21 protein-coding genes are annotated in these 9583 nt (G+C 30.8%); all 21 read left to right on the top strand.

Going from position 1 to position 9583, the window contains the following annotated elements; all coding sequences use genetic code 11:
- Positions 1-573, top strand: a 573-nt coding sequence (gene hisB, locus WC168_RS08505) for an imidazoleglycerol-phosphate dehydratase HisB (RefSeq protein WP_066161715.1), incomplete at its 5' end; no start/stop codon positions are given.
- On the top strand, positions 570-1067 hold the full coding sequence (locus tag WC168_RS08500) for an HAD family hydrolase (protein WP_066161712.1): 498 nt from the start codon (positions 570-572) through the stop codon (positions 1065-1067). The genes hisB and WC168_RS08500, both read left to right, overlap by 4 nt.
- A complete protein-coding gene (gene lptC / locus WC168_RS08495) occupies positions 1058-1582 on the top strand; it encodes an LPS export ABC transporter periplasmic protein LptC (RefSeq protein ID WP_066161710.1) in 525 nt (174 codons plus the stop codon). Before WC168_RS08500 ends, lptC begins: the two co-directional genes overlap by 10 nt.
- A gap of 10 nt (positions 1583-1592) precedes the next feature.
- Complete coding sequence (locus WC168_RS08490; protein ID WP_066161707.1) at positions 1593-2087, top strand: LptA/OstA family protein; 495 nt, start codon at positions 1593-1595, stop codon at positions 2085-2087.
- Position 2088: 1 nt separating this feature from the next.
- Complete coding sequence (yihA, locus tag WC168_RS08485; RefSeq protein ID WP_066351028.1) at positions 2089-2691, top strand: ribosome biogenesis GTP-binding protein YihA/YsxC; 603 nt, start codon at positions 2089-2091, stop codon at positions 2689-2691.
- A complete protein-coding gene (locus tag WC168_RS08480) occupies positions 2681-3142 on the top strand; it encodes an N-acetyltransferase (protein WP_066161701.1) in 462 nt (153 codons plus the stop codon). The genes yihA and WC168_RS08480 overlap by 11 nt, the downstream gene beginning before the upstream one ends.
- Before the next feature lie 210 nt (positions 3143-3352).
- The gene (gene rpsJ, locus WC168_RS08475; protein ID WP_066161700.1) at positions 3353-3667 is read left to right on the top strand and encodes a 30S ribosomal protein S10; all 315 of its coding nucleotides are present in this window, start codon (positions 3353-3355) and stop codon (positions 3665-3667) included.
- A 19-nt stretch (positions 3668-3686) separates the two neighbouring features.
- Positions 3687-4262, top strand: coding sequence for a 50S ribosomal protein L3 (gene rplC / locus WC168_RS08470; protein WP_066161698.1), 576 nt, complete (start codon positions 3687-3689; stop codon positions 4260-4262).
- Positions 4259-4870, top strand: a complete 612-nt coding sequence (gene rplD / locus WC168_RS08465) for a 50S ribosomal protein L4 (RefSeq protein WP_066351026.1) — start codon at positions 4259-4261, stop codon at positions 4868-4870. Before rplC ends, rplD begins: the two co-directional genes overlap by 4 nt.
- A gap of 1 nt (position 4871) precedes the next feature.
- Complete coding sequence (locus tag WC168_RS08460) at positions 4872-5153, top strand: 50S ribosomal protein L23 (protein ID WP_066161694.1); 282 nt, start codon at positions 4872-4874, stop codon at positions 5151-5153.
- Between the two features lie 10 nt (positions 5154-5163).
- The gene (gene rplB, locus WC168_RS08455) at positions 5164-5991 is read left to right on the top strand and encodes a 50S ribosomal protein L2 (protein ID WP_066161690.1); all 828 of its coding nucleotides are present in this window, start codon (positions 5164-5166) and stop codon (positions 5989-5991) included.
- A gap of 9 nt (positions 5992-6000) precedes the next feature.
- A complete protein-coding gene (rpsS, locus tag WC168_RS08450) occupies positions 6001-6276 on the top strand; it encodes a 30S ribosomal protein S19 (protein ID WP_066161688.1) in 276 nt (91 codons plus the stop codon).
- Between the two features lie 2 nt (positions 6277-6278).
- On the top strand, positions 6279-6611 hold the full coding sequence (gene rplV / locus WC168_RS08445; protein ID WP_066161686.1) for a 50S ribosomal protein L22: 333 nt from the start codon (positions 6279-6281) through the stop codon (positions 6609-6611).
- Positions 6611-7315: a 30S ribosomal protein S3 gene (gene rpsC, locus WC168_RS08440; RefSeq protein WP_066161683.1), complete on the top strand. Its 705-nt coding sequence runs from the start codon at positions 6611-6613 to the stop codon at positions 7313-7315. Before rplV ends, rpsC begins: the two co-directional genes overlap by 1 nt.
- A 2-nt stretch (positions 7316-7317) precedes the next feature.
- On the top strand, positions 7318-7743 hold the full coding sequence (gene rplP / locus WC168_RS08435; RefSeq protein ID WP_066161682.1) for a 50S ribosomal protein L16: 426 nt from the start codon (positions 7318-7320) through the stop codon (positions 7741-7743).
- Positions 7730-7921: a 50S ribosomal protein L29 gene (rpmC, locus tag WC168_RS08430; protein WP_066161680.1), complete on the top strand. Its 192-nt coding sequence runs from the start codon at positions 7730-7732 to the stop codon at positions 7919-7921. Before rplP ends, rpmC begins: the two co-directional genes overlap by 14 nt.
- A gap of 9 nt (positions 7922-7930) precedes the next feature.
- Positions 7931-8182: a 30S ribosomal protein S17 gene (gene rpsQ / locus WC168_RS08425; protein ID WP_066161677.1), complete on the top strand. Its 252-nt coding sequence runs from the start codon at positions 7931-7933 to the stop codon at positions 8180-8182.
- On the top strand, positions 8182-8550 hold the full coding sequence (gene rplN / locus WC168_RS08420) for a 50S ribosomal protein L14 (protein WP_066161675.1): 369 nt from the start codon (positions 8182-8184) through the stop codon (positions 8548-8550). Before rpsQ ends, rplN begins: the two co-directional genes overlap by 1 nt.
- Positions 8550-8786, top strand: coding sequence for a 50S ribosomal protein L24 (rplX, locus tag WC168_RS08415; protein WP_066161673.1), 237 nt, complete (start codon positions 8550-8552; stop codon positions 8784-8786). Before rplN ends, rplX begins: the two co-directional genes overlap by 1 nt.
- 3 nt (positions 8787-8789) lie before the next feature.
- Entirely contained in the window at positions 8790-9338 is a 549-nt protein-coding gene (gene rplE / locus WC168_RS08410) for a 50S ribosomal protein L5 (protein WP_066161671.1), read from the top strand.
- A complete protein-coding gene (locus WC168_RS08405; RefSeq protein ID WP_066161669.1) occupies positions 9338-9523 on the top strand; it encodes a type Z 30S ribosomal protein S14 in 186 nt (61 codons plus the stop codon). The genes rplE and WC168_RS08405 overlap by 1 nt, the downstream gene beginning before the upstream one ends.
- Positions 9524-9583: the final 60 nt, after the last annotated feature.

Below are 9583 nucleotides of genomic sequence, written 5' to 3'. Positions count from 1 at the left end.
ATGGTAGAGATAAAAAGAGATACAAAAGAGACACAAATAGAGTGTAGTTTAACTTTAGATGGTTGTGGAAAATTTTCTATAAATACAGGTGTTGGTTTTTTTGACCATATGCTTGAAGCTTTAAGTAAACATAGTGGGATTGATATAAATTTAGAGTGTAAAGGTGATTTACATATTGATTCTCACCATACAGTTGAAGATTGTGGAATAGTTTTAGGACAAGCTTTGAAAAAAGCAATTTTTCCTATTCAAGCAGTTGAGAGATATGGAAATGCAACAGTTGTTATGGATGAAGCAGCAACTACATGTGCTTTGGATTTATCAAATAGACCTTTTTTGGTTTATGAAGTAAATATAAGTGGAAAAGTTGGAGAGTTTGATGTTGAATTAGTAGAGGAGTTTTTCCATGCTTTAAGTGGAAATGCTGGAATTACTCTTCATTTAATATCTGAAAGAGGAAGAAATAAACACCATATTATTGAAGCAACATTTAAAGCTTTTGCAGTTGCATTAAGACGAGCTTTAGTAAAAAATGAAAAACTTGGAATTCCTAGCACAAAAGGTGTTTTATGATAGAACTTTTAGTTTTTGATGTTGATGGAACTTTAACAAATGGTGATATTACATATTCAAGTAGTCTTGAAGAGTTTAAAACATTTAATGTAAATGATGGTTTTGCAATAGTTTTTTGGACAAAACATTTAGGAAAAAAAGCTGCAATAATTACAGGACGAGAGTCAAAGATTGTTGAGTATAGAGCAAATGAGCTAAAAATAGAGTATCTATACCAAAATGTAAAAGATAAATTAGAAGTTCTTGATGAGATATTAAAAAAAGAGAATTTAAACTACAATCAAGTTGCTGCTATTGGTGATGATTTAAATGATTTAAAGATGTTAAAAAAAGCTGGTTTATCTTTTGCCCCACAAAATGCACATGAACTTGTAAAAGATAGTGTAAATGTAGTTTGCAAAAAAAGTGGTGGAAGTGGAGCAGCAAGAGAGATGATAGAGTATATTTTAAAAGAGGAGAATCTTGAAGAGGAGTTTTTAAATTTATGGCTTTAAAACTCTTCTTCTTTATATCACTAATTTTAAGTTTGTTATTTTATTACTCACCTATAGAGAGTTCTGTAAGTGGTAATGAAAAAGAGAATAGACCAATTTTTATTTTTGAAAATCCAGTAATGTACACTTTAGATGAGATGGGAGTTAGTAAAAAGATTATTTCAACACAAGCTGTTAGATATAAAAATAAAGATGAGATATATTTTGCAAATATTGAGATATTTAATAAAGATAGTAAAAAAAATTATTATAAAGATAGTTTAAAAGCAGAGTTTATAGAGAAAAAAGGTGAGAAGTATTATTTAGCAAATAGTGTAAAGTTTAAAAGAGATAATTTTATAGAGTTTAATACAGATGAGTTATACTTTGATAATATTAAAAAAATAGCAAGAAATAAAGCTCCTTTTAATGCACTTTATTATGAAAATTTTTATAGTGGAACAAATTTATATTTTGATATTAATAAAAACTATATAAAATCACGAAGAACACAATTTATAATTGAAAAAAATTAGGAGTTTATAGATGAGAATTTTTTTAATATTAATTTTAGCAATCTCAACTTTAATAGCAAAAAATGAAAAACTAACAATTGATGCAGTATATTTTCAGGCAGAAGATAGTAGAAATGTAGCAACTTTTGAAATAAATGTAAAAATACAAATGGGTGAAGATAGATTGAATGCACAAAAACTTGAGCTATTTTTTGAAATTGATAAAGATACAAATAAAAAAGTCGTTTCAAAATATGAAGCAACAAAAAAGGCTGATTTTGAGATATATTCAAATGGAAAGCTTTATAAAGGTAGTGGCGATAAAATTATTTATGAACCAAAAAAAGATGAATATAATATTATAGGAAATGCCTTTTTACATGAAGTAAACGAAGATAGAAAAGTATATGGAGATCATATTTATATAAACCAATTAAATGGTGAAGCTAGAGTAAAAGGTAATGAAAAAAAACCTGTTAGATTTATACTAAATATTGATAATAAAGAAAAACAAAAGGAAGAGTAGTATGAATTTAATAGATGCAAAATTTTTGCAATCAGCACAAAGCTTAAATGATTCACCCCCACCATCAGTTGCAGAGGTTGCATTTTTAGGAAGATCAAATGTAGGTAAATCTTCAATTTTAAACTCACTTACAAATCAAAGAAATCTTGCAAAATCATCATCAACTCCAGGTAAGACTCAACTTATAAACTATTTTGAGATTAAATTTAAAACAATAAGTGAAGAGACACCTTATGTTTATGCTAGATTTGTAGATTTGCCAGGTTTTGGTTATGCAAAAGTAGCAAAGAGTTTAAAAGCTGCTTGGAATAGAAATTTAACTGAATATTTAGAACAAAGACCAAATCTTCAAATATTTGTACACTTAATAGATTCAAGGCATCCAAATCTTGAGATTGATAAAAATGTTGATGAGTTTTTAAAAAGTATTAAAAGAGGTGATCAAATTATTATAAATGCTTTTACAAAAATAGATAAGTTAAATAGTAGTGAATTGGGAATTTTAAAAAGAGATAATCCTGATGGAATATTTTTATCTAATTTAAAGAAAAAAGGTATAATTGATCTTCAAAATAAAATTACGGAGTATCTGTTTGGAAATTAGATTTTATAAACCAACGGTTCTTGATATACCAAAAATGCAAGAGCTTGTTAAAGAAGAGGTTGAAAAGGGAATTATCCTATTTCGTTCAAGCGATGAGATGGCAACTACTATAAGATCATATATTGTAGTTGAGGTTGATGGTAAAATGGCAGGTTTTACAGCAACTCACATTCATTCACCAAGAATGGCAGAAGTTAGAAGTTTAATAGTAAGCAAGGATTTCAGAGGTCTTGGTCTTGGTAAAAAACTTGTAGAAAAGTGTGTTGAAGAGGCTAAATTTTATGGAATACAACAGGTTTTATCTTTAACATATGAGAAAGATTTCTTTTTAGGTTGTGGATTTAAAGAGATAAGTAAAGAGGATATTCCTGAACAAAAAGTTTGGGCTGATTGCATAAAATGTAAATTATTTCCTATATGTAATGAAATAGCAATGGTAAAAGATACATAAAAATTATTCAATATATTGCTTAAAACTAACTTACTATATCTATTAAACTTGAGTTTTCTTCCTTTTTAAAAGGAAGTAAATTTCAATAATTTCTTTCAAAAGCCCCATAAGTATTGACTCTTAATCAAAAATAAGTTATAATCCGCGTCCACTTAATGTGGTTAGAACCATTTTTTGGTATCTAACGAGTTCTTTAAAGGAAAAAAATATATGGAAAAAATCAGATTAAAGCTTAAAGCTTACGATCATAGAGTTTTAGACAGAAGTGTTGCTTCAATAGTTGAAGCTGTTAAAAGAACTGGTGCTGATTTAAGAGGTCCAATCCCTCTTCCTACAAAAATCAGAAGATATACAGTTATCAAAGGTCCTCACGTAAACAAAGACTCAAGAGAGCAATTTGAGATTAGAGTTCACACAAGAATTATAGACATTATCTCTGCAACTGCAGATACTGTTGATTCTTTAATGAAACTAGATTTAGCTCCTGAAGTGGATGTTGAAGTAAGATCAATGGGTCAAGAATAAGAAGAAAGGGTAATACAAGATGGAATTTATAGTTCAAAAAATCGGTATGAGTAGAACAGTTTCTGTTCCAAGTACTGCTGTTACACTTTTAAAAGTTCTTGATGCGAAAGTATGTCAAGTTACTGATGGTGTAGCACTAGTATCTTATAGCAATGGTAAAAAATTTAACAAAGCTATTGAGGGACAACAAAAAAAATATAAACTTTCAAAAGAGTTTAATAGATTTGTAACTCTAAATGTAGCAAACAGTGAAGCTGGAGATTTAGATGTTTCTGGTTTAGGTGAAGCTAAAGTTGTAAAAACTACTTTTAGAACAAAAGGTAGAGGATTCACTGGGGTTGTTAAAAGATGGAATTTTGCTGGTGGAAGAAATGCTCACGGGCATAGAATGGGTAAAAGAACAGGTTCAATTGGTAACTGTGAGTTCCCAGGAAGAGTTCAACCAGGTAAAAAAATGCCAGGACAATACGGAAATACAAATGTATCTGTAAAAAATGAAGTTCTATCATTTGATCAAGAGTCTGGAATCTTAGTTGTAAAAGGTTCAGTTTCTGGTGCAAATGGAACATTAGGTAAAGTAAAGGTTGCTAAATGAGTAAGGCAATAGTATTAAATACAAAATTTGAAAATAGTGGTGAAGTAGTTTTACCAGCTAGTTACGAAGAGATAAATAGACATAACTTATATTTATATGTTAAATCATATTTATCAGCTTTAAGATCAAACACAGCAGCAGCTAAAACAAGAGCTCAAGTAAGCGGTGGTGGTAAAAAACCTAAAGCTCAAAAAGGTTCTGGAGCAGCTAGATGGGGTTCTAAAAGATCACCTCTGTTTGTTGGTGGTGGGGTTATATTTGGTCCTACAAAAAGAAACTATGAGCAAAAAGTAAATAAAAAACAAAAAGCTTTAGCACTTAAATATGCTTTAAATGCACAAGCAAACAATGGTTCACTTTTTGTTGTTGATTCAATTAATCTTGAGTCAGGTAAAACTAAAGATGCGGTTGCAGTTTTAAGTAAATTAAATAAAAGAGATACATTAATTGTTGTTGATTCAATTGATGAGAAAACTTATTTAGCATTTAGAAATCTTAAAAACTGTTATATGATTGAAAAGCAAGAAGTAAATGCTTATTTACTTGCAGTATATCACTCTGTACTAATTGAAAAATCAGTACTAGAAGCATTAACAAAAGAGGCTTAAGATGGCAGATATTACAGATATTAAATCAATTTTATATACAGAAAAAACAATTGAGCTTCAAGAAAATGGTGTTATTGTTGTTCAAACAAGTCCAAGAATGACAAAAACTAGTTTAAAAGAGGTGTTTAAAGAGTATTTTGGAGTAACTCCAACAAAAATTAACTCTTTAAGACAAGATGGTAAAGTTAAAAGATTTAGAGGAAAACTTGGAAAAAGAGTTGACTTTAAAAAATTCTATGTAACGCTACCTGAGGGCGCAGCTATTGCGAACCTATCAGCATAAGGAGTAAATAATGTCAATTAAAAAATTTAGACCAATCACTCCTGCTAGAAGATTTATGTCAGTTATTGAGAGTTCTGATATTACTTCAAAACCAACAGTAAAATCTTTACTTGTAAGAGTAAAAGCAAATGCTGGTAGAAATAATAATGGAAGAATTACATCAAGACACAAAGAAGCAGGTGCAAAAAAACTTTATAGAATTATTGATTTCAAAAGAGATAAATTTGGAATTGAAGGTACAATTGCTACTGTTGAGTATGACCCATACAGAAACTGCAGAATCTGCTTAGTTTCTTATGTTGATGGAGATAAAAGATATATTATTCAACCTTCAGGTATGAAAGTTGGAGATAAAGTACAATCTGCTATTTCTGGACTTGATATTTTACCAGGTAATGCAATGCAATTAGCAAGTATTCCTGTTGGAACAATGGTTCATAATATTGAGTTAAAACCTGGAAAAGGTGCACAATTTGCTAGATCTGCTGGTGGATATGCACAAATTATGGGAAGAGAAGATAAATATGTTATCTTAAGATTACCATCAGGTGAGATGAGAAAAATCCTTGGAGTTTGTATGGCTACAATTGGTGTAGTTGGAAACGAGGATTATATAAATATGGTTGTTGGTAAAGCTGGAAGAAATAGACACCTTGGAATTAGACCTCAAACAAGAGGATCTGCAATGAACCCTATTGATCACCCACACGGTGGAGGGGAAGGTAAAACTAACTCTGGAAGACACCCTGTTACTCCATGGGGTATGCCAACTAAAGGTTATAAAACTAGAAAGAAAAAAGCTAGTGATAAACTAATCATTTCAAGAAGAAAGAAGTAAGGGTTTAAGATGGCAAGATCAGTAAAAAAAGGACCTTTTGTAGATTCACACTTAATGAAAAAAGTAGTGGCTGCTAATAGTTCAAAAGATAAAAAACCAATTAAAACATGGTCAAGAAGATCAACAATTCTTCCAGATATGATTGGTATAACATTTAATGTACATAATGGTAGAAACTTTGTTCCTGTAAATATTACAGAGAACCATGTTGGATATAAATTAGGTGAGTTTGCACCAACTAGAACATTCAAGGGCCATAAAGGTTCTGTTCAAAGAAAGGCATAATAATGGCAAGAGCAATATTAAAATTTATTAGAGTTTCTCCTATTAAAGCTAGATTAATTGCAAAAGAAGTTCAAGGTATGAATGCAGAGTATGCTATTGCATCTTTACAATTTACACCAAACAAAGCAGCTGCAATTATTAAAAAAGTTATAGCTTCAGCTGTTGCAAACTCTGGTTTAGATCCAGTAGATGCAGTTATTACAAGTGCAAGAGTAGATAAAGGACCAGTTCTTAAAAGATTTACTCCAAGAGCAAGAGGTTCAGCTTCTCCAAAGCATAAACCAACAGCGCATATCATGATTGAAGTAGCAGCATCTACAAAAGGAGACAAGTAATGGGTCAAAAAGTTAATCCAATAGGTTTAAGATTAGGAATTAATAGAAACTGGGAATCAAGATGGTTTCCAAAATTTGAAACAATGCCTGCAAATGTAGCAGAAGATGACAAAATTAGAAAATTTGTTAAAAAAGAGTTATATTATGCTGGAATTGCTCAAACAGTTATTGAAAGAACTGCAAAAAAAGTAAGAGTTACAGTTGTTGCTGCAAGACCTGGAATTATCATTGGTAAAAAAGGTGCAGATGTTGAGAAATTAAAAGATTCTTTATCAAAACTTGTTGGTAAAGAGATTGCAGTTAATATTAAAGAGGAAAGAAAACCTCAAATTTCTGCTCTTTTATCAGCTGAAAATGTTGCTCAACAGTTAGAAAGAAGGGTTGCATTTAGAAGAGCTATGAAAAGAGTTATGCAAAATGCACTAAAAAGTGGAGCAAAAGGTATTAAAGTATCTGTTTCTGGAAGACTTGGTGGAGCTGAAATGGCAAGAACTGAGTGGTATTTAGAAGGAAGAGTTCCATTACATACTTTAAGAGCAAGAATTGATTATGGTTTTGCTGAAGCTCATACAGCTTATGGTTGTATTGGTATTAAAGTTTGGATATTCAAAGGTGAAGTTCTTGCAAAAGGAATTCCAGCTGAGAAATCTGAATCAACTGAGTCTAAACCAAAAAGAAGACCAGCAAAGAAAAGAGGTAAATAATTATGTTAATGCCTAAAAGAACAAAATTTAGAAAAATGATGAAAGGAAGAAATCGAGGTGAAGCTCACAGAGGTAACTCTTTAGCTTACGGAGATTTTGGAATTAAAGCAGTTGAACACGGAAGAGTAGATTCAAGACAAATCGAAGCTTCTAGGGTTGCAATGACAAGAAAAGTAAAAAGACAAGCAAAAGTATGGATTATGGTATTCCCTGACAAACCACTTACTGCAAAACCATTAGAAACAAGAATGGGTAAAGGTAAAGGTTCAGTTGATAAATGGGTAATGAATATTAAGCCAGGAAGAGTATGTTTTGAAATGGCTGGAGTAGATGAAGATTTAGCAAGAGAAGCTTTAGCTTTAGCTATGCATAAACTACCATTTAAAACTAAATTTGTAACAAGAGATAGCGAAAATGAACTATACTGATATTAAAGATAAAAGCTTGAGCGAATTACAAGCGTTATTAAAAGAGAAAAAGGTGCTTCTTTTTGAATTAAAAGCTAAGCTAAAAACTATGCAGTTAACAAATACATCTGAGTTAAGAGTAGCAAAAAAAGATATTGCTAGAATTCAGACTGCTATTACAGCTGTTAAAGCTAACTAAGGATCTAGTATGTCACATAAAAGAGAGATTCAAGGTGTAGTAGTAAAAAGATCAGGAGATAAAACAGCTTCTGTTTTAGTAACTAGATCTGTTTTACACCCAAAATATCACAAAACTGTTAAAAGATTTAAAAAATATTTAATTCATGATGAAAAAAATGAGTTAAATGAAGGTGATACTGTTATTGCAGTTGAGTGTAGACCGTTGTCAAAAACTAAATCTTTTAGACTTAAGACAATAGTTGCTACAGGAGTTAAATAATGATTCAAAGTTTTACAAGATTAAATGTAGCTGATAATACTGGTGCTAAAGAGATTATGTGTATCAAAGTTTTAGGTGGTTCTAAAAGAAGATATGCAACTGTTGGAGATGTAATTGTAGCTTCTGTTAAGAAAGCTCTACCAACTGGAAGAATCAAAAAAGGTCAAGTAGTAAAAGCGGTAATTGTACGAACTCACAAAGAGGTACAAAGAGAGAATGGTTCATTAATTAGATTTGATGATAATGCAGCTGTTATTTTAGATGCTAAAAGAGAGCCTATTGGAACAAGAATTTTTGGACCAGTTGCCAGAGAAGTTAGATATTCAGGATTTATGAAAATCGTTTCACTTGCACCGGAGGTATTATAATGGCTATTAAATTAAAAATTAAAAAAGGTGATATGGTTAAAATCATCGCTGGTGATGATAAAGGTAAAACTGGAGAAGTTTTACAAGTATTACCAAAAAAGAACAAAGTAATTGTTAAAGATTGCAAAGTTGCTAAAAAAACTGTTAAACCAGACCAAGAGAAAAATCCAGATGGTGGATTTGTAAATAAAGAGATGCCAATTGATATTTCAAATGTGGCAAAAGTGGAAGGGTAAAATATGGCATCAAGATTATTAGAAAAATATAAAGCTGAGATTAAACCAGTTCTTGAAACAGAGTTTGCTAAAAACAAAACTTTAACAGCTAAAGTTGAGAAAGTTGTTATCTCTGTTGGTGCTGGTGAAGCTATGAAAGATACTAAATTAATCCAAAATATTCAAGATACAATCTCTTTAATTGCTGGACAAAGAGCGGTTAAAGTTATTGCTAAAAAATCTGTTGCTGGATTTAAAGTAAGAGAAGGAATGCCTGTTGGAGTTAAAGTAACATTGAGAGGTGAAAATATGTATCACTTCTTAGATAAGCTTTGTAATATTGCATTACCAAGAGTAAAAGATTTCAGAGGTGTAAATAAAAATGGATTTGATGGAAGAGGAAACTTTAACTTTGGACTTGATGAACAATTGATGTTCCCAGAAGTAGTTTATGATAACATCATTAAAACACATGGAATGAATATCTCTATTGCTACAACTGCAACTTCTGATGCAGAAGCTTATAGACTATTAGAGTTAATTGGAATTCCATTTACTAAAGGAAGAGCGTAATGGCAAAAAAATCTATGATCGCTAAACAAAAAAGAACACCTAAGTTTGCTGTAAGAGCATACACAAGATGTTCTGTTTGTGGAAGACCTCACTCAGTTTATAAAGATTTTGGTCTATGTAGAGTTTGTTTAAGAAAAATGGCTAACGAAGGTTTATTACCTGGTGTTAGAAAAGCTAGTTGGTAGGAGAAAAAAGCTATGATGAATGATTTAATCGCAGATGCTTTAACTAGAATTAGAAATGCT

This window comes from Aliarcobacter sp., from assembly GCF_041672065.1.
GTDB lineage: Bacteria > Campylobacterota > Campylobacteria > Campylobacterales > Arcobacteraceae > Aliarcobacter > Aliarcobacter skirrowii.
This window is presented reverse-complemented; position numbering and strand designations above follow the sequence as displayed.

What these genes read in the sequence shown, in the direction of transcription:
- WC168_RS08500 (WP_066161712.1), top strand. Translation starts at nt 570, where the DNA reads ATGATAGAACTTTTAGTTTTTGATGTTGATGGAACTTTAACAAATGGT.
- lptC (WP_066161710.1), top strand. Translation starts at nt 1,058, where the DNA reads ATGGCTTTAAAACTCTTCTTCTTTATATCACTAATTTTAAGTTTGTTA.
- WC168_RS08490 (WP_066161707.1), top strand. Translation starts at nt 1,593, where the DNA reads ATGAGAATTTTTTTAATATTAATTTTAGCAATCTCAACTTTAATAGCA.
- yihA (WP_066351028.1), top strand. Translation starts at nt 2,089, where the DNA reads ATGAATTTAATAGATGCAAAATTTTTGCAATCAGCACAAAGCTTAAAT.
- rpsJ (WP_066161700.1), top strand. Translation starts at nt 3,353, where the DNA reads ATGGAAAAAATCAGATTAAAGCTTAAAGCTTACGATCATAGAGTTTTA.
- rplC (WP_066161698.1), top strand. Translation starts at nt 3,687, where the DNA reads ATGGAATTTATAGTTCAAAAAATCGGTATGAGTAGAACAGTTTCTGTT.
- rplD (WP_066351026.1), top strand. Translation starts at nt 4,259, where the DNA reads ATGAGTAAGGCAATAGTATTAAATACAAAATTTGAAAATAGTGGTGAA.
- WC168_RS08460 (WP_066161694.1), top strand. Translation starts at nt 4,872, where the DNA reads ATGGCAGATATTACAGATATTAAATCAATTTTATATACAGAAAAAACA.
- rplB (WP_066161690.1), top strand. Translation starts at nt 5,164, where the DNA reads ATGTCAATTAAAAAATTTAGACCAATCACTCCTGCTAGAAGATTTATG.
- rpsS (WP_066161688.1), top strand. Translation starts at nt 6,001, where the DNA reads ATGGCAAGATCAGTAAAAAAAGGACCTTTTGTAGATTCACACTTAATG.
- rplV (WP_066161686.1), top strand. Translation starts at nt 6,279, where the DNA reads ATGGCAAGAGCAATATTAAAATTTATTAGAGTTTCTCCTATTAAAGCT.
- rpsC (WP_066161683.1), top strand. Translation starts at nt 6,611, where the DNA reads ATGGGTCAAAAAGTTAATCCAATAGGTTTAAGATTAGGAATTAATAGA.
- rplP (WP_066161682.1), top strand. Translation starts at nt 7,318, where the DNA reads ATGTTAATGCCTAAAAGAACAAAATTTAGAAAAATGATGAAAGGAAGA.
- rpmC (WP_066161680.1), top strand. Translation starts at nt 7,730, where the DNA reads ATGAACTATACTGATATTAAAGATAAAAGCTTGAGCGAATTACAAGCG.
- rpsQ (WP_066161677.1), top strand. Translation starts at nt 7,931, where the DNA reads ATGTCACATAAAAGAGAGATTCAAGGTGTAGTAGTAAAAAGATCAGGA.
- rplN (WP_066161675.1), top strand. Translation starts at nt 8,182, where the DNA reads ATGATTCAAAGTTTTACAAGATTAAATGTAGCTGATAATACTGGTGCT.
- rplX (WP_066161673.1), top strand. Translation starts at nt 8,550, where the DNA reads ATGGCTATTAAATTAAAAATTAAAAAAGGTGATATGGTTAAAATCATC.
- rplE (WP_066161671.1), top strand. Translation starts at nt 8,790, where the DNA reads ATGGCATCAAGATTATTAGAAAAATATAAAGCTGAGATTAAACCAGTT.
- WC168_RS08405 (WP_066161669.1), top strand. Translation starts at nt 9,338, where the DNA reads ATGGCAAAAAAATCTATGATCGCTAAACAAAAAAGAACACCTAAGTTT.